Here is a 22,995-nt window from a genome sequence, read left to right as displayed (position 1 = left end):
AAGCTCGTTATGAATACTTGCGTCAATTATCTTAATTGAACCGCCGTATACGGAACCGTACGTACGGTGGTGTGAGAGGTCGGGGGTTAATCGCCCCCTCCTACTCGATTGAATGGCGCAAAAGTAATTTTATTCATTTTGAATTAGAATAATGGTAGACTATTTTTATTGTTTAAAAGCATATTAGTAAGAACATACTTGGAGGAGAGGAATTTAAACACGTGGTAGAAAGAATAAAAAGAGAATGGTTTTCCAACATAAGAGCGGACATCCTTTCAGGTATTGTTGTCGCATTGGCCTTAATCCCGGAAGCGATTGCGTTTTCAATTATTGCCGGTGTTAATCCGATGGTCGGCTTATACGCATCGTTTTGTATTGCAGTTATTGTGGCGATTGCAGGGGGCCGTCCGGCGATGATTTCCGCTGCCACTGGCGCGATGGCGTTAGTGCTCGCTCCATTAGTACGCGATTATGGCGTTAATTATATGTTGGCAGCAACTGTTTTAACAGGTATTATTCAAATCATTTTCGGTATATGTAAAATAGCGAAATTAATGCGATTTATTCCGAGAGCGGTCATGATTGGGTTTGTCAATTCATTGTCAATTCTGGTCTTTATGGCACAAATGCCTCATTTTATGAACGTAACGAATATAACGTATGTATTTGCTGCTATTACAATCATTTTGTTAATTGTGCTTCCGAGATTTATTAAAGCGATTCCGGCACCGCTTATTGCTACAATTGTTTTAACGATTGCGGCAATTATGATGAGTGTAGACGTACGAACAGTCGGAGATTTAGGGACAATCGAGAAATCATTGCCTTCGTTTTCACTTCCAAATGTCCCGTTAAACTTAGAGACCTTCATGATTATTTTGCCGTTTTCAATTTCTCTGGCGATTGTCGGTTTAATAGAATCATTGCTTACTGCATCGATTTTGGATGATATGACAGAAACGAAATCGGATAAAAACAGAGAAGCTAAAGGTCAAGGTTTAGCGAATATTGTAACAGGATTTTTCGGAGGAATGGCTGGTTGTGCAATGATTGGCCAATCCATCATTAATGTGAAATCAGGCGGTCGCGGCAGATTGTCGACTTTCATTGCCGGGGCATTTTTAATGTTTTTAATCATTGTATTAGGAGATTGGGTAGTGCAGATTCCAATGGCTGTGCTGGCAGGAATTATGGTGATGGTTGCTATTACATCATTTGATTGGTCAACTTTCTCATATATGAAAAAAGCTCCAATAAGTGAAACGTTTGTTATGCTTCTGACAGTGTCAATCGTTGTTGTGACACATAACTTGGCAATTGGAGTAATTTCAGGCGTTATTATAAGCTCATTGTTCTTTGTTGCTAAAGTTTCGAAAATTATTGTTGAGCAACATTCGGAAAATGGAGCTGAAGTTTACACAGTGAGAGGACCTTTATTCTTTGCTTCAGTTGAAGGCTTTTTATCTTCATTTGACTTTTCAAAAAAAGAAGAGGACATTATCATTGATTTCTCGCAAACGACGATTTGGGACGACTCAGCTGTCGGTGCGATTGATAAAGTAGTTATGAAACTGACAGAAAACAAGAATAAAGTGACGGTAACCGGCTTAAATAAGTCCAGCAAAAGAATAGTCGATCAATTAACGGATATGAATATCTCAGTTCATTAATGGAAAGGAGCTAGAAAATGTATCAACATATTATACTGGCGGCAGATGGTTCAGAGCATTCGCTGCGCGCGACTGAGGAGGCAATTACAATTGCTTCACTCGTCAGTAATTGCAAGGTTGAGGTGCTGTTTGTCGTTGATTATTCAAAATCAAAAACAGACGTTATTCATTCTCAAGGGATTGAAGGATTAGAAATATCAAGACGTAAAAAATTGCTGCCAATTGCAGAAAAACTGAAAGAAAATCATATTCCCTATGAAATTAAGCTCCTACATGGTGAGCCTGGTCCAACTATTGTGGAACATGTCAACGGATCAGAAGCTGATCTCGTTGTTATTGGAAGTCGAGGTTTGAATACATTGCAGGAGATGGTATTGGGTAGTGTTAGCCATAAGGTGGCAAAGCGGGTACAGTGTCCGGTGCTGATTGTCAAATAAATTAGCGCTTGTCCGGTCGGTTTAATAATTCTATAATATTTAAATATAGAAAATGTTTGAACAACAGGAGGGGACCAGCTATGAGAGCTCAAAAATTATCTTTAACGGCACTGCTCGTAGCGATGTGCTTCGTCGGAGCAAATATTAAATTAATGGGTTCCATCGCTTTTGACGCAGCTCCGGCATTGGTCGGAACTTTGTTGTTGGGTCCGTTTTACGGCATGGCACTAGGCTTTTTTGGACATATGGTTTCAGCCTTGCTAGCTGGATTTCCGCTTTCGTTTCCAGTACATATTATCACGGCTATTATGATGGCTATTACGCTGCTTGCCTACAGTTTGACCAGAAATTGGGCGAAGAAAAAAATGAATGGAAAAGTTGCTATTATTCTATCAAGTATTGTTGCTTTTTTATTCAATTGTCCTATTTCCTTGCTGGCTGTATATCCGTTATTAGGAGAAATGGTAATTGCCATTGCACCGGTGTTAGCTATTGCTTCAGTCTGCAACATTCTCGCGGCTGAGATTATTTATGCTGCATTGCCTGCCGGATTGAAGCAGAAACTAGCTGCAAAATAGCTATACAATCTTTGAAAATAGAGTGTCAAGCTGTCACAAGTTTGACGCTTTATTACTTTTTAAGAGAGTATAAACTTACATAGATTTCTAACCGTACACCAGGACCGGTGACAGTTTCTGAGAGGAGGAGAAGGTATGATTTTTATATCCGGAGGTGTCCGTTCAGGTAAAAGCTCTTTGGCTGAACAGATGGCACAGCAAATGTATGCTGAACAAAATGCCTCAGCGCTTTACTATATGGCAACAACAAAGCGCAATCATGATAAAGAGATGAACGAACGGATTAAGCTTCATCAAGCATCGCGAAGTGAAAGTTGGATAACCGTCGAGGAGCCTTTATACATTGATGATAGAATAAATGAGCTTCAGTCACATTCTATTTTATTGATTGATTGTTTGACAGTTTGGAGCAGCAATGTGCTTTTTTCAGAAAATGCAAAATTAGAAACGATGGTAAAAAGAGTTGAAAACTTAGTTCAAACCGCTAAAGACAAGAATATAGCAGTGATTTTTGTCTCGAATGATTTAAATGAGGATATCCCGATAAAAGATAGTGGCGTACAGGAATATGTGTTTAGTCTGGAAGCAGTACATAAATGCGTTGTTCAGCTTTGCGACCAAGCTTTTCAAGTTATTGCGGGATGTCCAATTCGCTGGAAGTAAGGAGAACAACAATTATGAAAAATATCGCATACGGTGCAGTATTGTCTTTACAGTTTTTGACCCGATTTCCTTTGCCGATTGCCTGTGATATCAATCAATCATCTATGAAATGGGCATTGCGTTTTTTTCCGTTTGCCGGGTTAATAATCGGAGCTTTTATAAGTCTGATTTATTTTGTTCTAGGTCCGATTATCCCGGACACTTTAATGACGGTATTACTGCTTTCTGCTTGGGTTTATGCTACAGGAGGTCTGCATCTTGATGGCTGGATGGATGTAGCCGATGCAGCCGGGTCTAATGCGGCACTTGAGAAGAAATATGAAATCATGAAGGATTCGAGGGTCGGTAGTTTTGCCGTTATAGCAGTAGTCTTTCTATTTATTTGGAAAGCTGCTTTTTTATATGAATTTCTGAATTCGGCTGATCAATTATTGATTACACTTGGGCTAATATTTATCCCGATGCTTTCCCGTTTTCAGGCTTTGCTGCAATTAAAAATGTTTCCGGCTATTCAAAACAAAGGGCTGGCGCATGAATGGAGAAAGTATTTATCGTGGCGTGAAATCATCATTGCTTTTTGCGGTATAGCCGTTATCGTTTTCATTTATTGGCCATTTATCTTTTTAGTCATTTTCCAACTTTTATTTACTGTTTTATATGGTAAATGGGCTCTCAAACAATTTAACGGAATTAATGGTGACTTGGTTGGTGCATCAATCGAAGGAGCGGAGTTATGGAATATAGCGATTCTATACATATTTATCTCATACGTCATGGTATGACAAAATACAATACAGAGAAAAAATATCTCGGCCACACAGATATTCCTGTCATACAGGAGAAATTGCGTGATTATAATCAGCTTCATGAAACTTTAAATAGGATAAAATTTGATGCAGTTTATTGCAGTGATTTATTGCGCTGCCGGCAAACTGCTTCCTTTTTATTCGGTAAAGAGAGTATTATTTTCGATCAGCGGTTACGTGAAATGCACTTTGGAGATTGGGAAGGCAAAACGTACGAGCAATTGAAATACGAACCGGCTTATTGCAAGTGGCTTTCTGATTGGGAAACAGAGTGTATTCCGAACGGGGAGAACTGGGAACGCTTCAAAAGTCGAATACAGCAGTTTTTGCATGAGGGGATTTTGCTGGAAGAAAATAGAGGAAAAACAATTACAATTGTTTCGCATGGCGGGGTAATCCGTCAAATCGTTTCCGGTTTAAATGATGAACTAGCATTTTGGGATGTGAATGTTAAATTTGGTGAAGCAATTGTATTGGTAATTAATACTACAGGAGGTGACTTCAAATGCACGTCGTTATCGGTGGTGCCTACAGCGGAAAACGCCAATTCGTAAGGGAAAACTGGGAGTCATTTCAACTTATTTCTGCTTATGAGAAGAAACACTGGGATGAATCAGTAACAGAAGCTGTAATCGCATATGAAGGCTTTGAAGTTTGGGTCGAGGAACTATTGGATAATGGAAAGTCGAATGATGAAATAATTAATTGGTTTAAACAATGGCTAAATGATTTGGACAATCGTAATGTCATTTTAATTATGTTGGAGATCGGAAAAGGAATCGTTCCGATAGAGGAGAAGAACCGCCGCCTTCGCGATATTGTCGGCTGGATTCAACAAGAAGCGGTCAGACAGGCTGACAAAGCGACAAGTATTTGGCATGGGTTAGCGAAAACGATGAAGTGAGGGGGAGTTGACATGCAAATTCGAGATTTGACTATTGTTCCGCTGCCTAATGAACAATATATAGTAACGGCAGTTGATATTAGTGCTTCTATTGGAGAAAAGCCGAATGATATATTGCAAGTAACCCCAGAGCTCACAGGGAAAATGGCGGCAAGAGTTCCGTTAATGGAAGTGCTGGCAAGCGGTGCGCAAATCATTGCGATAAATGATGTTGTCGGTGCAGAAATAGAGCCAACCGGGAAAAGAGTTATTAAGGGAATCGAAGAAGAAATGCAGCTTGCCGGCCTAGCTCACCTAGAGCTGAATGGAAGTACAGAAGAAAATATGACGACTAGCCAGACAAGCGTCGGGGTGACCGTAATCGGACTTGCTAATTTTTCTTATTTAAAGGTTAATAATGTGAAAAGAGATGCCATTCTTTTTGGTTATGGTGAACCGAGAATGGGGGAGGAACTTGTAGAAAAGCCGGAATTGGAAGTTACATATGAATTAATAAAGTCATTGGTCGAACGAGATGATGTATTTGAGATTGTTCCTATAGGTTCAAAAGGCATTCTATATGAAGCGAATCTTTTAGCGAGATTAAATGATTGTTTATTTCAGGAGACGGCTTCGTGCACCGAAAGCCTGCTTCGTAAGTCAGCAGGCCCGGTAACAGCTGTCATTATTGCAGTCGATGAAAATCAAGCAGCAACGTTTGTACAAACGTATCCTGAAGCATATGTTATCGGCAAATTAAAAAAGAATCAATAAACGGATCAGCATTGATTATTGTAGAAATATTAGTAAGAGTACTTTTAAGCATTAACGAGGTTGGTAGAAGTGATTTTCAAAAAAATGATTAGACTGTTTTCTATGCGTTAAATATACATTGAGCCCGTAAGAGTTTGATAAGAAGAGCCTATATCTGCTATTACTTAGTAATCTAAGATACAGGCTCTTTTCTTTATGGATGTGTTCATAGGTATTGTTACTTTATACATATACTTCTTCCACTAACAAGAAATTTTATTTGCAACAATAACTACTCCGTTTTTAACCATTCGTATGCTCTATTTCATAATAGGATTTGTGATTTGTTTGGCTGCTTTGATTGGATATTTTTATTTTGGCTCTGTTAAAGTCTGTTGTTGATAATTCGATTAACAAAAGAGCAGTTAGACAAAGCTATCGGACATAAACTTTCAAATGAAAATGTTTTATGTACCGATTCTTGGCGTGCCTTTAAAACATACGCTGCTGAAAAAGGGATGGATATTTATCAATTCAAGTCTGATGGTAAGGTTCGCACAAAGGGACTATACCATATCCAGAACGTTAACAATTATCACCGAAGGCTTAAAGGATGGAAACAACGTTTTAATGGAGTTGCAACTAAATGTCTGAATAATTACCTTACTTGGTTTCAGGTGTTAGAATCCATCCAACATCAAAGGAATCCTATTACTATGAATGACTTGATGATTAAAGGGAATTTAATACAAAATATCGAAACATATGATACGCTTAGGTTATCTAGATTCACGATATAAACATTACTGTTTGTTCAACTAGAGGCAGGTTAGTGCAATAAAAGAAAATAACAAAAGAGACTATTAATAGTCTCTTTAGAAATAATTTTATTCAGTAATTTCAATTTGATTGCCTTCAGGTCCCAGTACACAACTTTCATAGTAACCATCACCTGTTGTACGAGGACCACTGATTATTTCATATCCAGCTTGTTCTAATTGACTTGTCAATGTATCTACCTTTTCTTTACTACCAACGCTAAATGCTAAATGTATATACCCTGTTCTAGTTAGTGTTTTTTCGGAATTAACCATATTAGGGCGTTTCATTATCTCTAATCTTGCACTATCTTCAAATGATAAGAAATAAGTTTCCAATCCAGTCTTTGGATTGTGGTATTTGGTATTAGATGAAGCACCAAAAAACGTAACAAAGAAATCTTTTGTAGCTTCTAAATCATTTACATACATTGCAATATGTTCTATTTTCATTTCTATTCCCCTATCTGATAAATTTTATCTATCTTTATTTTAAAATTACATAAAGAAAAAGATTTGGATGAGTTATGGATATTTTGTGTGTAATTTCATTTAAACAAACGGGGGCGTTAGTAAAATTAAGCAAATATTATAAAACGGAACTTCCAAATTAGGCAGTTCCGTTTTATAAGTGATATCAACATTGAACTTTAACAGAGCCTTTATTTTAAAAAACAAACTATTGCTCGATCAAGTTTGCAACAACAATCAAAATGATTTTTCTTATTGAGTTAACGGGCAGATTAGTGGAAGAATGAGTTAGTTTTTGTAAAAATAAAACAGTGTGCATTTCTATGAAGAAAGGTTGGCCTCGAATAATGTATTTTATACTAATAATAGTTTCAATCATCATAATCATAGAGTTGTTTGGTGTTGGTGCTAATGTACGAAAAGTTATGAATCAAAACGAGGAAATAATTGAATTGTTAAAACAGTTAAATGATAAAAAATAGCTACATTCCTCAATGAAGCTAAACCAGCTAATAGTTAGTCAATAAAAGAGCTTGAGCTGGAAAGTAATTACTTTTCTTTGAGTATTTTTTTTATTTCCTTTAACTCATCTATTAATTCCCTGTTTGTTTGAATTTGGTTATTAACTTTTTTGAATAACATTCTGATCAGAAAAAAAGCAACCAAAATTATAAGAGCAGTTGAAATAAATTGGAACCAAACAAGCAATAAAGGTTCATATCCCGAAACACCTTCGAATTTCATCTTAAATCATCCTTTTATTAGTATTTATGTATAAATTATACATAAATTCTGAAGAAGGAGGTAACAAAATTTATTAGTGGATTCACTTATAGAGGGAGGGAGGTTAGTTGAATAAAAACTGCAACATTTATTGGGTTGATACGTCTAATGTTAAAAGGAGGTGCTGCTGTAATGAATGCTGTTAAAGGAGAATATATCTTGAAAAAGAAATACAATTTATTATTTATACTATTCATAAGCATTTTATTATCTGCTTGTAATACAGAAGATGCAAAAAGCTTAGGTGAACCTGATGTATATGTAACTTTTAGAGGAACAATTGCTGAAATGATTTCCGACGATCGTGCTATTGTGCATTGGGAGCAAAAAGGCAGAACAACCCCAATATTTGTTAACCTCTCCGTTAATAGTGAAGCAACCTTTCAGGTTGGAGATACAGTAGAAGTTGGCTTTGATGGTGAAATCAAGGAATCCCATCCTGCTCAAATTAAAACCCTTTCCGTTGAATTAGTTGAATAATACGGTAGTGGAAAGCTCAATGAACTAAAACGTAATCACGATTTAAAAATATAAGTTTCTGAATAATTAAATTAAAATCCCATTTACTGATGTTAGTTTGTGAGAACATACACTTAAACTATTAGGGGCTTTACTTCAATATCCAATGGCTGTGTAATCAGCATTTTTTTCTTATTCCACAAACGGTGCATATTAGCTCAACAAGGAATCAACTTGTTGTGGTAATATATGGGTTGTAATGTAGTGAGTAAACATTAAGGAGGATTAATGTGGAAAATACTACGATATTCCTGTTGATGCTATTGATTATAATTTTAAGTGTTAGTCGGGCAAAATCGTACCGATGGACCCAAAAGAAATTGTTGTTTACTGCCTTAGCAGCTTATGCAATCATTGCTCTGGTAACGTTCAGTATCCTATGATTCGCAGAGTGACCAATCTGCTGGGGGTATGTCGACTCCCTTTTTTCGGTGGATAACAAAAAATTATGGTTGTCAAATAGATGGCTTTTTTTTATGCGCTAAAGGTGCGTTAATGAAAATTACTATTTGTATATTTATTGTTTCATTTTCATTATTGTCAGTATCGATAAATATAGAGAGATTACATAGGGCAATAAAAGGGGTTTTGTTGTGTGAAAAAATGCATTAATCAGGCTTTAAAATATTTTTTAATCTTTTTTCTTATTGGTTTAGTTAGTAATAAGCTCCTTAAATCTAATTTTGAAGTATTAACTTCTTTTTCTATTGCAATAGGACTATCTTTAGGCATAGTAATATTTAGTTCTCGCAAATGAAAGTCTAAATATTGTGATGTGTTGTACTTAACCTAACAGGGGCTTTAGTTGGAAAACAATTCCTTTCAATGCATTCTTAGATCCAAAAGGCCGAGAATGGAAGCGAACAAAAACAATGAAATTCAACGCTGATAGTATTGGTATGACGGAATTTATAAACGCTTTAAAACAATTAGAATCACAATTCGGTTTGGAACGTGAAGACTTTCTTATTGTATTAGAACCAACTAGCGGCCATTATTCGTTTCTCATACAAAAAATACTTCTTAAGGAAAAGTTTGAAGCGTTTCTAGTTGAAAATTTAGCTGTGAAGGACTTTTGTGAAAAATATTTGGGTATATCAGAAAAATTTGATTATATGGATGCGGACCGAGTTCGGACATATTAGAAAATCGGGAGTCAGAAAAGTTTGAAAGATTTTAAATGAAAACCTTAAGTCCATTAAATCACTCTAAAATTGCTATTAAAATGAAGATATTTTTATTAGCAATTTTTATATAGACTACACTACATTTAATCGGTGCTTTTTAATTGTAAAAAGCTTATATAGCAGTACTGAACGGGTATATAAAAGTGACAGAGAAAATATGAAGTGAGGTCGGTTGATATGATATTAGTAATAGGGGGCAACAAAGAAAGTTTGGATATTTGCAAGTTTTTGAATGAGCAATCTTATGCATTTATTATGATTCCAATCAAAAGTGGCGAATCTGTTACTTTTCAATTTGCTTCACATATTGTGCAACCTCCAATAAATGAAGAAGATTGGATGCATTTATATGAAAAGCAAGGGATTTCGTTAGTAATTGATGCTTCATATCCGTTTGCATCAACAATTTCCAAATATGCACTTGATACTTGCAAAAAGATGCACATTCCATGTGTACGCTATGAACATGATTCACATAATCAAGAAGAATCTATTGATATAGTTCAGAGTATTCAAAGGGCATGCGAATTGGCAGAGCCATTAGGTGAACGAATATTTTTGACAGCGAGCAGCAAAAACTTGCAGGAATATATGGAAAGATTGCCGGATAAACATATTATCGCAAATGTTCTGCCTGTTTCTGAAATTATTCATTATTGCGAGTCAATCGGTTTATTTGCAGAACAAATAGTTGCTTTAAAAGGTCCATTTTCTAAAGAATTAAATAAAGAATTGTTTAAATGGGCAAAAGCGGATGTCGTCATTACTAGTGATTCAGATAAGTTGGAGGATATTGATGAAAAAATTGAAGCCTGCAAAGAGCTTGATATTCCGTGCATTATTGTTCAAGCACCGCACGCAACTTATCCGGAAAAGGTTTCATCGATGAAAGAGCTCGAAGAATACCTGAATGATATAGCTTAAATAAAGTGATGAGAATGTGAAGAATAGGTGATGGGTATACAAAATAGTCCTCTGTTAATGTTTTATCTCCTGAAAAAAGTGATATTTAATTAATAATAAAAATCATTATCAGGAGGGCAATGCTATGAGTGATCAAAAGAATAATCCAAATGAGAAAGATAACAAAAAACTGACCACTGCCTTTGGTGCGCCGGTTGCGGATAACCAAAATACAATGACAGCTGGTCCTCGTGGTCCTGTATTATTACAAGATGCATGGTATCTTGAAAAAATGGCGCATTTTGACCGCGAAGTTATTCCGGAACGCCGTATGCATGCGAAAGGTTCCGGCGCATTTGGTACTTTTACAGTCACACATAATATTACAAAATACACAAAAGCTGCTATCTTCTCTGAAATCGGTAAACAAACAGAAATGTTCGTCCGTTTTTCAACTGTAGCCGGCGAACGCGGTGCGGCTGATGCCGAACGTGATATCCGTGGTTTCGCGATGAAATTTTACACAGAAGAAGGGAACTGGGATCTTGTAGGTAACAATACACCTGTATTCTTTTTCCGTGATCCGAAACAATTCCCGGATTTAAACCATGCGGTTAAACGTGACCCGCGCACAAATATGCGTAGCGCGCAAAACAACTGGGATTTCTGGACAAGCTTACCGGAAGCGCTTCACCAAATTACTATCACAATGAGTGATCGCGGTATTCCTAAAAGCTATCGCCACATGCATGGATTCAGCAGTCATGCGTACAGCTTCATTAACGCCAATAATGAGCGCCATTGGGTAAAATTCCATTTAGTCAGCCAACAAGGTATCGAAAATTTGACAGACCAGGAAGCAGAGGCAGTTGTTGGTAAAGACCGTGAAAGTCATCAAAGGGATTTATATGAAGCGATTGAACGTGGAGATTATCCGAAATGGAAAATGTACGTTCAAATTATGACCGAAGAACAAGCTAAAAATATGCCGTATAATCCATTTGATTTAACAAAAGTTTGGTATCATAGTGATTTCCCGTTAATTGAAGTAGGGGAATTCGAATTGAACCGCAATCCTGATAATTATTTTGCTGATGTTGAACAGGCAGCATTTGCTCCGACAAACATTGTTCCCGGTATCGGATTCTCACCGGATAAAATGCTGCAAGGCCGTTTATTCTCTTATGGTGATACACAACGTTATCGTTTAGGTGTGAACCATTGGCAAATTCCGGTTAACTATCCGAGAGGAGTGAAAAACTTTAATCCATATCATAGAGATGGTGCAATGAGAGTTGATGGCAACCAAGGCTCTAAACTTCATTATGAGCCAAACAGCTATGGCGAATGGCAAGAACAACTGGATTATAAAGAGCCTCCATTAGAACTTTCCGGAGCTGCCTATGAATGGGATTTCCGTGAAGACGACGATGACTATTACACTCAACCGGGAAAACTATTCAATTTAATGTCGCCTGAACAACAAAAAGTGTTATTTGAAAATACAGCCCGCAATATGCAAGGTACAACAAAAGAAGTTCAATTGCGACACATCAACAATTGCTATAAAGCAGATCCTAAATACGGTGAAGGTGTTGCGACAGCTCTTGGCATTCCAATGAGCGAGGTAGATGCTGCGAAATAAGAAAAACCGTCACCGGTCCTTTTTCATTTTTGATTCCGCCACATGAGTTCACTTCAATGAAAAAGAAGACATGCGGAAGGACTAAGATGAATCACCCGAGAAACCCGGTTTTGGTTTCTCGAGGGGAGGCAGCTTAGGCCCGAGCATGGCAGGTGTAAGATTAGACATAAAGAAAAACCGTCACCGGTCCTTTTTCATTTTTGATTCCGCCACATGAGTTCACTTCAATGAAAAAGGAGACATGCGGAAGGACTAAGATGAATCACCCGAGAAACCCGGTTTTGGTTTCTCGAGGGGAGGCAGCTTAGGCCCGAGCATGGCAGGTGTAAGGTTAGACATAAAGAAAAACCGTCACCGGTCCTTTTTAGCCGCACATACTATATAAGACTATTAAAGAGCGTGCAAGAAGATATTACATTCTTTGCATGCTCTTTTTAATTTTTTTCGCGATATGCTCTTTACAATTTTACTATAATGGCATAAAATTGGTATTATTTACAAAATCACGTTAGAAAATCTCACATTAAAATAATTTGCTAGTCTCTGCAAATTTTTAAAACCAACACGAATCTAAAGCATACTGTGCTATTAGCATCAATATATTTGTAGTACTCTAGTTTTTTCTTCCCTCATACATATTTATCATGTATTCCTTCGTTCATAAATGTAATTCAACATAAATTTTCCGATTCAAAATCTGCTATATAGGAGGTTTTCAAATTGAATCAAACCAGTCAATCAAAGATTTCATTCGACAACCTTAGTTTAAACTTTCGAGAGGTTGATCCCGGATTGTCTAAGCAAGAAGCAATCGAAGAAGCCAGTCGATGTCTTTATTGCTACGATGCACCTTGCATTAAAGCATGCCCTACCGGAATTGACATACCTGCTTTCATCAAAAAGATTGCGTCAGGCAATGTAAAAGGTTCAGCAAAAACCATTATGAGTGCAAATCCCGTAGGAGCAAGCTGCGCACGTGTATGTCCGACTGAGGAACTATGCGAAGGAGCTTGTGTTCTCAACCATTCCACCAAGCCGATTATGATCGGCAACCTTCAACGTTATGCAACCGATTGGGCCATCCATAATAATATCCAATTATTTAAGAGAAAAGAAAACAACGGCAAAACTGTCGCCATTGTAGGCGGTGGTCCGGCAGGTTTGTCGGCAGCGAGAGAACTGGCGCTTCTTGGCTACGAGGTAACTATTTTTGAAGCAGAGGAGAAAGCAGGTGGTTTAAATACTTATGGGATTGTTTCTTTCCGGTTACCACAATCTATCTCCTATTGGGAGGTTCAACAAGTAGAAAACTTGAATGTGGAGATCCGCACAAACACGAGAGTCGGGAAAGACATTTCTCCGCAAGAAATTATTGACGGTTTTGATGCTGTTCTTCTTGCCATCGGGATGTCTGCTGTTCCAGATTTGAATATTGAAGGCGAACAGCTAAAAGGTGTTTACGATGCAATTGATTTTGTGAAAAAAACGAAGACAGAAGAGATTACCGATCAATATAAAGGAAAGAAAATCGCAGTAATAGGAGCTGGAAATACAGCGATTGATGCTGCCACTTGCTCTGTTCGTCTTGGCGCTGAAAATGTGAAAATTTTATATAGAAGGACAATCGAAGAAATGACAGCCTACGATTTCGAATATGAATTTGCCAAGCAGGATGGTGTAGAGTTCAGATGGCTGACAGCACCAAAACGAATTATCGGTAATGAAGCCGGCGAAGTGATTGCCATCGAATGCGTCAAGATGACATTAGGGCAACCGGGAGCAGATGGAAGAAGGAGACCTGCGCCAATTGAAGGGTCTGAGTTTACGCTGGAAGTGGATGGTGTCATTAAAGCAATCGGTCAATCAAGATATGTCGAATTAATGGAAGCATTCGGACTAAAGCATGAGGATGGTGTACTAATCGTTCAGCCTACTACGTTTCAAACATCAAATGACAAGATTTTTGCCTGTGGAGATGTCATTTTCGGTAAAGGTCAGGGAGAAGCGATGGTTGTTTCTGCTGCACAGCAAGGAAAGGAAAGTGCGGCTTCAATCCACCAACTGCTATCAAATATGGAATAAAGAGAAGGAGGTAATAGGATGGCTGATTTACGAATTAATTTGGCGGGCATTCAATCTCCGAATCCTTTTTGGCTGGCTTCTGCTCCGCCGACAAACTCGGGATATCAAGTACAGCGCGCCTTTGAAACTGGTTGGGGAGGAGCGGTATGGAAAACGCTCGGCAATCCGATTTTAAATGTTACTTCGAGGTTTGCGGCTGTAAGTTTTAATGGCCAAAGAGTGGCCGGATTCAACAATATCGAACTGATTTCCGATCGACCGCTGGAAGTGAATTTAAAGGAAATATACGAAACGAAGAAAAAATTTCCTAACCACGCGATTATCGCTTCGCTTATGGTTGAACCGAAGCAGGAGAAATGGCATGAAATTGTTAAAAAGGTTGAAGCAGTAGGAGTTGACGGCCTCGAACTTAACTTTGGTTGTCCCCATGGAATGAGTGAACGCGGAATGGGTTCAGCTTCCGGTCAAGTGCCGGCTTTGGTGGAAAAGCAGACATATTGGGCGAAGGAAGCAGCCACTACACCGGTTATTGTCAAGCTAACTCCGAATATTACTGATATTACTGCAACTGCAGAAGCAGCAGTAAATGGCGGAGCCGATGCAATCAGCATGATCAATACGATTAACAGCTTAGCGGGAGTTGATATTGATACGTGGAACACTATACCGCATGTTGCCGGAAAAGGAGCACATGGCGGTTATTGCGGACCGGCCGTAAAGCCGATTGCTCTACATATGGTCGGTGATTGTGCGAGAAATGCACACATCAATGTGCCGATTTCCGGAATCGGCGGCATTTCGACTTGGAGAGATGCGGTTGAGTTTATGTTGATGGGAGCAACAGGCGTACAAGTATGCACAGCGGCGATGCACCATGGTTTCCGGATTGTTGAAGATATGATTGAAGGATTAAATAACTACTTGGATGAGAAGGGACTTGCTTCTGTGATGGACATCGTCGGCAAATCTGTGCCGAAATATTCTGATTGGAGCGACCTTGACCTTAACTATAATATTGTCGCAAAGATTAACAATGATATTTGCATCAACTGCAATAAATGTCATATCGCATGTGAGGATACGTCACATCAATGCATTGATATGTTAAAAGATGCAGCAGGCAATCCAATTTTAAGGGTCAGGGAGGAAGATTGTGTAGGCTGCAACCTTTGTTCGATTGTTTGTCCGGTTGAGGGAGCGATTGAAATGGTCGAGCTGCCGAGAGAGCTTCCGCCGATGACCTGGAATGAACGTCAAGCAGCATTAGGGGCAGCATGCAAAATTGAGAATGTAAGCAATTAATAGATAATGGAGGTCATATTGATGAAAAAAATCATTAAAAATGGAATCATCGTGACAGCATCCGATACATTTGAAGCTGATCTTTGTATTGAAGACGGGAAAGTAAGTCAAATCGGAAGCAATCTTTCTTCAGACGATGCGGAAATAATTGATGCTGCAGGTTGCTATGTATTTCCTGGAGGAATTGACCCTCATACGCATTTGGATATGCCTTTTGGCGGTACTGTGACAAAGGATGACTTTGAATCAGGAACAAAAGCGGCAGCTTTCGGAGGAACGACGACCATCATTGACTTTTGTTTAACATCAAAGGGGAAAAGTTTGGGCAGTTCTATTGAAACATGGCATAACAAGTCGAAAGAAAAAGCCGTCATAGACTATGGTTTTCATTTGCAAATTGTAGAAATGAATGAAGATGTGCTAAAAGAACTTTCGCAGGTTATTGACTCTGAAGGCATTACCTCCTTTAAAGTATTTATGGCTTATAAACATCAATTTCAGGCGGATGATGAGACATTATATAAAACGCTTGTGGCCGCAAAAGACCTTGGAGCGCTCGTGATGGTGCATGCTGAAAATGGTGATGTTATCGATTATTTAGTGAAAAAAGCGTTGATGGAAGGCAATACAGACCCAATCTATCATGCGTTAACAAGACCTCCGGAAGTTGAAGGCGAAGCTACAGGTAGAGCGGCAACGTTAACTGGGCTAGCCAAATCTCAGCTGTACGTCGTCCATGTTTCATGTGCGGAGGCTGCAGAGAAAATAGCGGAAGCAAGAAATAGAGGAATCGACATTTGGGGAGAAACTTGTCCGCAATATTTAGTGCTAGATCAAACATATTTGGAGAAGCCGAATTTCGAAGGAGCAAAATATGTGTGGTCACCACCTTTACGTGAAAAGTGGAATCAGGATGTTTTATGGAATGCATTAAAAACGGGGCAGCTGCAAACGATCGGCTCTGACCAATGTTCTTTTGATTTTGCCGGTCAAAAAGATCTTGGGAAAGGCGATTTTTCCAAAATTCCGAATGGAGGTCCGCTCATTGAAGATCGGGTAAGTATCCTTTATTCAGAAGGGGTGAAGAAAGGTAAAATCACATTGAATCAATTTGTCGATATTACTTCGACACGCGCAGCGAAACTATTCGGTCTATATCCGAAAAAAGGAACAATCGCGGTCGGAGCTGATGCTGACTTGGTCATATTTGATCCGAATATTGAAAGAACCATCTCCGCAAAAACGCACCATATGGCTGTTGACTATAATCCTTTTGAAGGAATGAAAATTACGGGTGAACCGGTTTCAGTTTTATCACGCGGAGAGTTTGTCATCCGTGAAAAAGCATTTGTCGGCAAGCCGGGAGCGGGACAATATATTAAACGGGCAAAGTATGGAAAACAGTTCGAAAATAATTCTCCTGCGGAAATAATGTTGTAAAAGCAGTTTTCTTAAGTTCCTATTTCTTTTAGCCTTTCCCATCTATATAATAAGGAGGTTTTTCTGTATGAAAGAGAGAAGTAATTATTTGAAGTCTCCAGATTTGTTGCCGATTGGCCATCACGATCGAAAAATAGGAACTTTTGGTTTTGCCGTTATTTGGGTAGGTATGGCCATAGTATTGGCTGCTTTTGCGATCGGAGGCGGAGCTATTCAAAGCTTACCGCTTGGTATGGTCATATTGGCGACGATTATTGGTTCGGTTGCAATTGGAATGTTAATGACAATTATAGGCGATATAGGGGTTGAACACGGTTTATCTTTTCCTGTATATATGCGCGCGCCGTTCGGGACGATAGGGACGCACATCCCTTCTGTTGTCCGTGGCTTCACGGCGTCGTGCTGGTTCGGTATTAATACTTATTTTGGGTCTGCTGCTATCAATGGCATTTTAAACTTATTGTTTGGTTTTGATAATTGGTTTGTTTGCTTCCTCTTCTTTGCGGCTGTTCAATTATTCAATACAGCGTTAGGTATTAAGTCAATTGAACGATTCGCCGATTTGGCAGCACCAATCATTATTTTGATCTCTTGCTGGATGTATATCGCGATGTCAGATAAGGCAACAGCTGAAGGTAAAGATATTTGGGCTTGGGTAGAGAGCCCGGTAGCAGGAGGAGCGGCTTTTACCGCGTTTATGGTCGTAGTTATGGCAAATATGGGATTCTGGGCGACATTGGCGGCAGATATGCCTTCATTATCACGTTTTTTCAAAGCACCAAAGAACGAACGAAATTGGTTTAAGCGTAATAAATCGCAATTAGTCGGAAGCATTATCGTCATGCCAATCTTCAATACATTTATGGTAGTGATCGGCGCGGTATCATATATCGCAGTTTCAAGCGCTGACCCGGTAAATGCTTTGCAAGAAGCAGCGGGCGGATTTATTTTAGGTATCCTGCTGTTAATGATCGTATTAGCACAGTGGTCGACGAATACATCTGCTAACGTCATACCGGCAGCAACGATTTTCTCGAATGTCGGCGGACCAAAAGTACCGTTTTGGGTCGGTGTAATCATTGCCGGGATTATCGGAACGCTGGCTCAACCATGGAGTTTATTTGATATCTTGAACCAAGTCTTGCTTGTGGTTGGCGGTATCTTAACATCTATCGTCGGTATATTATTCGTAGATTACTATATTCTTCGCAAAAGAAGAGTGAACGTTCCAGACTTGTATGAAATGAACGGTCAATTCAAATACGCTGGCGGCTTCAATATGGCGGGAATGATTTCCTGGATTGTCGGCGGAGTTGTCGCGAACCTTTTGCCGACCTACTCAGCTATTGTCGGTTTTGTAGTCGGTGCAGTACTCTACTATATTTTAGCTAAGTATTGGTGGTTTAAAAAATTCAAACAAGCGGAAATGGAAAATCCAAGCGATGCCGAATACTTAGGAATCACAGTCGGCCGCTCTTGGAGCATTGAAGATGAACCGGGCGCCTCAGCTCCAGCTGAGGCAATAGTTAAATAAGGGGAAGGGGTTGTGCTTATGTCAGAACATCAGCAATATTTGCAGGAACGGGAACAAATTGATTTTCTGATTGATAAAGGCTATCAAATTAAGACAATTTCTGAAAGCCTGGATGGCGACATAGTTACATTTGAAAAGATAGACAGCAATAATGTAACCGGCATTGAAACTTTACTTATTCAAACACCTAAAGCACGCAAACACTTTTCTGTAAAACTCGTACAGCAGCAAACTACTTAAGTAAGGAGGAACAGAAATGGAACAGCAAAAAATGAAAATTAACGGAGAAAGACTGCAGCAAACACTCGAACAGTTTGCAGACTTTGGTCGAACTGAATTTAACGGCGTTACACGATTATCGTTGACGGATGAAGACAGGCAAGTAAGAGATTACTTTGCTTCATGTTGCGAAGAATTAGGGATGGGAGTTGCCGTTGATGATATTGGAAATATGTATGCAACGTTGCCTGGCGTTGAGGATAAACCGCCGATTGTAATTGGCTCTCATCTAGACACGGTCAAAAAAGGCGGCCGTTTCGATGGAGTGTTAGGAGTTGTCGCCGGTCTGGAAATTGTCCGTACTATTGTTGAAAATGAAATAAAACCACGAATCCCGATTACGATTGTAAATTTTACAAATGAAGAGGGGGCACGCTTCGAACCGTCTATGATGGCTTCAGGTATTCTCTCGGGCAAATTTGATAAAACAGTGATGATGCAGAAAACAGATGTGCAAGGCATTACTTTTGCAGAAGCGTTAAATGCGATGGGATATGCGGGGGATGAAGCTGCCCGTCTCAAAGAGGCGACTGCATTTCTGGAACTTCACATTGAACAAGGTCCTATTCTTGAAAGCGAAGAGATTTCAATTGGCGTCGTCGAATGTGTTGTCGGTATGGTTTGTTATGAATTCGAGGTGACGGGTGAATCCAATCATGCAGGGACAACACCGATGGGAATGCGAAAGGATGCTCTTTTCACTGCAATTGATGTTATTAATGAAGCAAGAAACAGACTAAGCAAGATTGACAATGAACTTGTTTTTACAATCGGCAGGCTGAATGTTTATCCGAATATACACACGGTCATACCGAACCGGATTGTATTTACACTTGAAGCGCGCCACAAAAATCCAGAAACCATTAAACAAGTAGAGACCATCATTCAAGAGTTAACTGAACTTTCAGTTAATGAGGGTTGTGACATTGAAGCAAGAAAGCTATGGGACCGCGCTACAGTATGGTTCGATGATGAATTACTGCAATTGCTGGATCAGTCAGCAGAAGAACTGCAGTATTCCAACAAACGAATGGTGAGCGGAGCCGGTCATGACGCACAATTTATCGCATCTTACGTGCCAACAGCCATGCTGTTTGTTCCTAGTATTAATGGTAAGAGCCATTGTGAAACGGAACTGACGGAATGGGAGGACTGCGAAAAAGGGGTAAATGTCATACTGGAGACGGTTCTTCGGTTACTTGAAAAGAAATAGCATATATTTTGTGCAATGATTCAGTTTCGGCTGAATCATTGCCATTAACTAAGAATATAAATGAAGATATACATACTATAAACCACCTTAAGGAGGAAATGTAATTATGTCAGTCGTCAATAAAGAAACTATTATCTTAAAAAACTATATTAACGGTCAATGGGTAGACGCTCTTGGAGATGAAACATTAGAAGTTCCAAATCCGGCGACGGGAGAGGTTTTGGCAAAAGTTCCGATTTCCACAAAAGAAGATGTTAATTTAGCAGTAAGTAAAGCGAAAGAAGCGTTTAATTCATGGAAAAATGTGCCCGTCCCGAAACGGGCCCGCATTTTATTTAAGTATCACTATTTGCTGACTGAAAATCATGAAAAATTAGCGAGATTAATAGTTTTAGAAAATGGGAAGGCGTACAAAGAAGCATACGGTGAAGTTCAAAGAGGAATTGAATGTGTTGAATTTGCTGCTGGAGCACCAACTCATATGATGGGAGAAACATTATCCAATATTGCAGAAGATATCGATTCAGAGATGTTCCGCTATCCTCATGGCGTAGTAGGTGGTATTACTCCTTTCAATTTCCCAATGATGGTGCCTTTATGGATGTTTCCGTTGGCGATTGCGTGCGGCAATACATTCGTACTAAAGCCTTCTGAAAGAACACCGCTATTAGCTAATGAATTAGTTGAACTGTTTACGCAGGCAGGTGCACCAGCCGGCGTGTTAAATATTGTTCATGGTGCACATGATGTCGTAAATGGTTTATTGGATCATCCGGATGTTAAGGCGATTTCATTCGTCGGTTCACAACCGGTCGCAAAATATGTATACGAGAGCGCAGCTGCGAACGGCAAGCGGGTTCAAGCGTTATCAGGTGCTAAAAATCATCATATCGTTATGCCGGATGCCGATATGGATAAAGCTGTTGCTAACATAATCAGCTCTGCATTCGGAAGCGCCGGACAGCGATGCATGGCTTGTAGTGCCGTTGTTGTCGTTGGTGATGGTGATGAATTTGTCAATGCGCTTAAAAACAAAGCAGATGAGCTTATAATAGGAAACGGATTAGAGGAAGAGGTGCTTTTGACTCCGGTTATCAGGGAATCACACCGAAATAAAATACTCGAATATATTGATAAAGGGATTGAAGAAGGAGCTTCCTTGCTTCGTGACGGACGCAAAGAGATGGATGAAATGAAGGAAGGAACATTCCTTGGCGCAACAATATTCGATCAAGTCAAACCGGATATGACGATTGCGAGAGATGAGATATTTGCGCCGGTGCTTAGCTTGCTTCGTGCCAAAGATTTGGATGAAGGACTGGAATTCATTCGCAAATCACGATACGGAAACGGCGCTACCATATATACGAAAGATGCAAAAGCCGTACGTCAATTCCGAGAAGAAGCTGATGCCGGAATGCTAGGCATTAATGTAGGTGTACCGGCAACAATGGCTTTCTTTCCGTTCTCGGGTTGGAAGGATTCTTTTTATGGAGATATGCATGTAAACGGTAAGGATGGCATTAACTTTTATACACGCAAAAAAATGATTACCTCCAGATTTGAGTAAAGTGAATCTTTGTTTGGCGGAGCTTTATCCCACCAAACATTAGATATGTTAAACGGGATAACCAGCAATCTCTAAGGGGGAATACAGATGGCGGAAGTTCGAGAAGACGTTGATTTGCTTACGAAGGATGAAAAGTATGTATGGCATTCGATGAAGCCATACAGTCCGAATGCAACGATGATTATCGAAGAAGCAAAAGGTTCATGGGTAACTGATGAGAAGGGAAATAAATATCTCGATGGTATGGCCGGATTATGGTGTGTGAACGTAGGATACGGACGAACTGAATTGGCGGAGGCGGCTTATGAGCAATTGAAGAAATTAGCTTATTTTTCGCTGACACAAAGCCATACCCCCGCTATTAAACTAGCTGAAAAGTTGAATGAAATGCTGGGAGATGATTATGTCATCTTCTTTTCGAACAGCGGCTCGGAGGCAAATGAGACAGCGTTTAAAATCGCAAGACAATATCATCAGCAAAAAGGCGAACAAAATCGTTATAAATTCATCTCCAGATACCGTTCTTATCATGGGAATACATTGGGCACGCTCGCGGCAACAGGGCAGGCACAGCGGAAATATAAATATGAGCCTTTAGCACCCGGGTTCATTCATGTTACGCCGCCGGACCAATACCGCAGCCATGAAAGTGAAGACCTAGCGCCGACTGAACTGAATTCCGTCAAAGAGATTGACCGAGTCATGACTTGGGAACTAAGCGAAACAATTGCCGGAGTCATTATGGAACCGATTATTACAGGAGGAGGTATTTTAGTTCCTCCGGAAGGATACATGACAGGTGTTAAAGAAGTTTGCGAAAAGCATGGCGCCCTGCTAATTGTCGATGAGGTCATTTGTGGTTTCGGTCGTACAGGTGAGGCGTTTGGTTATATGAACTATGGAGTAAAGCCGGATATCATTTCAATGGCAAAAGGCATTACAAGCGCCTACTTACCGCTTTCGGCTACAGCGGTAAAAAAAGAAATTTATGAGGCATTCAAAGGGTCAGAAGAATATGATTATTTCCGTCACGTTAATACATTCGGCGGCAATGCGGCGGCATGCGCACTCGCTCTGAAAAACTTGGAGATTATGGAAAAAGAACAACTATTTAAGCGCTCGAAGCAGTTGGGCGCTCAATTAAAGCAAGCACTTACTGAAAACTTGCGAGATAACAGCTTCGTAGGCAACGTTCGTGGCAAAGGGTTGCTGATCGGCATCGAACTTGTAAAAGATAAACAAACAAAAGAACCATTACCTGTCGAATTGGTGAATAAAGTGATTGCCGGCTGTAAACAAAAAGGATTGATTATCGGTAAAAATGGCGCTACTGTTGCCGGCTACAACAATGTTTTATCTTTGGCGCCACCGTTAAATATTGAACAAGAAGACTTAAACTTCATAGAGAAAGTAGTAACTGAAGAGCTTAATGCTCTCAAATAAAGTAAGCGCCTGTGCA

21 protein-coding genes and 2 pseudogenes are annotated in these 22,995 nt (G+C 39.4%); 21 read left to right on the top strand and 2 right to left on the bottom strand.

Annotated elements, in window-relative coordinates; all coding sequences use genetic code 11:
- Positions 1–221: 221 nt before the first annotated feature.
- The 9 genes and pseudogenes from IEO70_RS05115 to IEO70_RS05075 form a co-directional block, all read left to right on the top strand.
- Complete coding sequence (locus tag IEO70_RS05115) at positions 222–1,670, top strand: SulP family inorganic anion transporter (protein ID WP_190997285.1); 1,449 nt, start codon at positions 222–224, stop codon at positions 1,668–1,670.
- A 17-nt stretch (positions 1,671–1,687) separates the two neighbouring features.
- Positions 1,688–2,107, top strand: a complete 420-nt coding sequence (locus IEO70_RS05110) for a universal stress protein (RefSeq protein WP_190997284.1) — start codon at positions 1,688–1,690, stop codon at positions 2,105–2,107.
- Between the two features lie 80 nt (positions 2,108–2,187).
- Positions 2,188–2,685, top strand: a complete 498-nt coding sequence (locus tag IEO70_RS05105; protein WP_190997283.1) for an ECF transporter S component — start codon at positions 2,188–2,190, stop codon at positions 2,683–2,685.
- A 135-nt stretch (positions 2,686–2,820) separates the two neighbouring features.
- On the top strand, positions 2,821–3,348 hold the full coding sequence (locus tag IEO70_RS05100; protein ID WP_190997282.1) for a bifunctional adenosylcobinamide kinase/adenosylcobinamide-phosphate guanylyltransferase: 528 nt from the start codon (positions 2,821–2,823) through the stop codon (positions 3,346–3,348).
- Between the two features lie 14 nt (positions 3,349–3,362).
- Positions 3,363–4,130 (top strand): adenosylcobinamide-GDP ribazoletransferase, encoded by a 768-nt coding sequence (gene cobS / locus IEO70_RS05095; RefSeq protein ID WP_190997281.1) that lies wholly within the window; start codon positions 3,363–3,365, stop codon positions 4,128–4,130.
- A complete protein-coding gene (locus IEO70_RS05090) occupies positions 4,082–4,708 on the top strand; it encodes a histidine phosphatase family protein (protein ID WP_190997280.1) in 627 nt (208 codons plus the stop codon). Before cobS ends, IEO70_RS05090 begins: the two co-directional genes overlap by 49 nt.
- Positions 4,660–5,058: a bifunctional adenosylcobinamide kinase/adenosylcobinamide-phosphate guanylyltransferase gene (locus tag IEO70_RS05085; RefSeq protein WP_190997279.1), complete on the top strand. Its 399-nt coding sequence runs from the start codon at positions 4,660–4,662 to the stop codon at positions 5,056–5,058. Before IEO70_RS05090 ends, IEO70_RS05085 begins: the two co-directional genes overlap by 49 nt.
- A gap of 12 nt (positions 5,059–5,070) precedes the next feature.
- Positions 5,071–5,811, top strand: coding sequence for an AIR synthase related protein (locus IEO70_RS05080; protein ID WP_190997278.1), 741 nt, complete (start codon positions 5,071–5,073; stop codon positions 5,809–5,811).
- Between the two features lie 386 nt (positions 5,812–6,197).
- Positions 6,198–6,590, top strand: a pseudogene (locus tag IEO70_RS05075) (IS1595 family transposase); the annotation flags it as partial.
- A gap of 87 nt (positions 6,591–6,677) precedes the next feature.
- Here IEO70_RS05075 and IEO70_RS05070 read toward each other — a convergent pair.
- Positions 6,678–7,061, bottom strand: coding sequence for a VOC family protein (locus tag IEO70_RS05070; RefSeq protein ID WP_190997277.1), 384 nt, complete (start codon positions 7,059–7,061; stop codon positions 6,678–6,680).
- 567 nt (positions 7,062–7,628) lie between these two features.
- Entirely contained in the window at positions 7,629–7,823 is a 195-nt protein-coding gene (locus IEO70_RS05065) for a hypothetical protein (RefSeq protein ID WP_190997276.1), read from the bottom strand.
- A 171-nt stretch (positions 7,824–7,994) separates the two neighbouring features.
- On the opposite strand from IEO70_RS05065, the gene IEO70_RS05060 reads away from it, so the two are divergent.
- The 12 genes and pseudogenes from IEO70_RS05060 (at position 7,995) to IEO70_RS05005 (ending at position 22,979) form a co-directional block, all read left to right on the top strand.
- On the top strand, positions 7,995–8,342 hold the full coding sequence (locus tag IEO70_RS05060) for a DUF3221 domain-containing protein (protein ID WP_190997275.1): 348 nt from the start codon (positions 7,995–7,997) through the stop codon (positions 8,340–8,342).
- 854 nt (positions 8,343–9,196) lie between these two features.
- Positions 9,197–9,523, top strand: a pseudogene (locus IEO70_RS05055) (IS110 family transposase); the annotation flags it as partial.
- Between the two features lie 222 nt (positions 9,524–9,745).
- Positions 9,746–10,492 carry a precorrin-6A reductase gene (cobK, locus tag IEO70_RS05050; RefSeq protein ID WP_190997273.1) on the top strand — a complete coding sequence of 249 codons (747 nt, stop codon included), beginning with the start codon at positions 9,746–9,748 and terminating at the stop codon, positions 10,490–10,492.
- Positions 10,493–10,616: 124 nt separating this feature from the next.
- Positions 10,617–12,116: a catalase gene (locus IEO70_RS05045; protein WP_190997272.1), complete on the top strand. Its 1,500-nt coding sequence runs from the start codon at positions 10,617–10,619 to the stop codon at positions 12,114–12,116.
- Between the two features lie 720 nt (positions 12,117–12,836).
- Complete coding sequence (locus IEO70_RS05040) at positions 12,837–14,198, top strand: NAD(P)-dependent oxidoreductase (RefSeq protein WP_206711500.1); 1,362 nt, start codon at positions 12,837–12,839, stop codon at positions 14,196–14,198.
- Positions 14,199–14,216: 18 nt separating this feature from the next.
- A complete protein-coding gene (gene preA / locus IEO70_RS05035) occupies positions 14,217–15,500 on the top strand; it encodes an NAD-dependent dihydropyrimidine dehydrogenase subunit PreA (protein WP_190997271.1) in 1,284 nt (427 codons plus the stop codon).
- Between the two features lie 21 nt (positions 15,501–15,521).
- On the top strand, positions 15,522–16,940 hold the full coding sequence (gene hydA, locus IEO70_RS05030) for a dihydropyrimidinase (RefSeq protein WP_190997270.1): 1,419 nt from the start codon (positions 15,522–15,524) through the stop codon (positions 16,938–16,940).
- 67 nt (positions 16,941–17,007) lie between these two features.
- Positions 17,008–18,474 carry an NCS1 family transporter gene (locus tag IEO70_RS05025; protein WP_190997269.1) on the top strand — a complete coding sequence of 489 codons (1,467 nt, stop codon included), beginning with the start codon at positions 17,008–17,010 and terminating at the stop codon, positions 18,472–18,474.
- Between the two features lie 18 nt (positions 18,475–18,492).
- Positions 18,493–18,714 carry a hypothetical protein gene (locus IEO70_RS05020; RefSeq protein WP_190997268.1) on the top strand — a complete coding sequence of 74 codons (222 nt, stop codon included), beginning with the start codon at positions 18,493–18,495 and terminating at the stop codon, positions 18,712–18,714.
- Positions 18,715–18,730: 16 nt separating this feature from the next.
- On the top strand, positions 18,731–19,966 hold the full coding sequence (locus IEO70_RS05015) for a Zn-dependent hydrolase (protein WP_190997267.1): 1,236 nt from the start codon (positions 18,731–18,733) through the stop codon (positions 19,964–19,966).
- A gap of 106 nt (positions 19,967–20,072) precedes the next feature.
- A complete protein-coding gene (locus IEO70_RS05010) occupies positions 20,073–21,536 on the top strand; it encodes a CoA-acylating methylmalonate-semialdehyde dehydrogenase (protein WP_190997266.1) in 1,464 nt (487 codons plus the stop codon).
- 87 nt (positions 21,537–21,623) lie between these two features.
- A complete protein-coding gene (locus IEO70_RS05005) occupies positions 21,624–22,979 on the top strand; it encodes an aspartate aminotransferase family protein (protein WP_190997265.1) in 1,356 nt (451 codons plus the stop codon).
- Positions 22,980–22,995 lie beyond the last annotated feature (16 nt).

This window comes from Peribacillus faecalis (assembly GCF_014712675.1).
Taxonomy (GTDB): Bacteria; Bacillota; Bacilli; order Bacillales; family DSM-1321; genus Bacillus_AD; species Bacillus_AD faecalis.
This window is presented reverse-complemented; position numbering and strand designations above follow the sequence as displayed.

Excerpts from the sequence above, each read along its gene's own strand:
- preA (WP_190997271.1), top strand. The coding sequence starts at position 14,217 with ATGGCTGATTTACGAATTAATTTGGCGGGCATTCAATCTCCGAATCCT.
- IEO70_RS05025 (WP_190997269.1), top strand. The coding sequence starts at position 17,008 with ATGAAAGAGAGAAGTAATTATTTGAAGTCTCCAGATTTGTTGCCGATT.
- IEO70_RS05100 (WP_190997282.1), top strand. The coding sequence starts at position 2,821 with ATGATTTTTATATCCGGAGGTGTCCGTTCAGGTAAAAGCTCTTTGGCT.
- IEO70_RS05015 (WP_190997267.1), top strand. The coding sequence starts at position 18,731 with ATGGAACAGCAAAAAATGAAAATTAACGGAGAAAGACTGCAGCAAACA.
- IEO70_RS05060 (WP_190997275.1), top strand. The coding sequence starts at position 7,995 with ATGAATGCTGTTAAAGGAGAATATATCTTGAAAAAGAAATACAATTTA.
- IEO70_RS05070 (WP_190997277.1), bottom strand. The coding sequence starts at position 7,061 with ATGAAAATAGAACATATTGCAATGTATGTAAATGATTTAGAAGCTACA.
- IEO70_RS05010 (WP_190997266.1), top strand. The coding sequence starts at position 20,073 with ATGTCAGTCGTCAATAAAGAAACTATTATCTTAAAAAACTATATTAAC.
- IEO70_RS05105 (WP_190997283.1), top strand. The coding sequence starts at position 2,188 with ATGAGAGCTCAAAAATTATCTTTAACGGCACTGCTCGTAGCGATGTGC.
- IEO70_RS05110 (WP_190997284.1), top strand. The coding sequence starts at position 1,688 with ATGTATCAACATATTATACTGGCGGCAGATGGTTCAGAGCATTCGCTG.
- IEO70_RS05085 (WP_190997279.1), top strand. The coding sequence starts at position 4,660 with ATGCACGTCGTTATCGGTGGTGCCTACAGCGGAAAACGCCAATTCGTA.
- IEO70_RS05045 (WP_190997272.1), top strand. The coding sequence starts at position 10,617 with ATGAGTGATCAAAAGAATAATCCAAATGAGAAAGATAACAAAAAACTG.
- IEO70_RS05065 (WP_190997276.1), bottom strand. The coding sequence starts at position 7,823 with ATGAAATTCGAAGGTGTTTCGGGATATGAACCTTTATTGCTTGTTTGG.
- IEO70_RS05005 (WP_190997265.1), top strand. The coding sequence starts at position 21,624 with ATGGCGGAAGTTCGAGAAGACGTTGATTTGCTTACGAAGGATGAAAAG.
- cobK (WP_190997273.1), top strand. The coding sequence starts at position 9,746 with ATGATATTAGTAATAGGGGGCAACAAAGAAAGTTTGGATATTTGCAAG.
- hydA (WP_190997270.1), top strand. The coding sequence starts at position 15,522 with ATGAAAAAAATCATTAAAAATGGAATCATCGTGACAGCATCCGATACA.
- IEO70_RS05020 (WP_190997268.1), top strand. The coding sequence starts at position 18,493 with ATGTCAGAACATCAGCAATATTTGCAGGAACGGGAACAAATTGATTTT.
- IEO70_RS05080 (WP_190997278.1), top strand. The coding sequence starts at position 5,071 with ATGCAAATTCGAGATTTGACTATTGTTCCGCTGCCTAATGAACAATAT.
- IEO70_RS05090 (WP_190997280.1), top strand. The coding sequence starts at position 4,082 with ATGGAATATAGCGATTCTATACATATTTATCTCATACGTCATGGTATG.
- cobS (WP_190997281.1), top strand. The coding sequence starts at position 3,363 with ATGAAAAATATCGCATACGGTGCAGTATTGTCTTTACAGTTTTTGACC.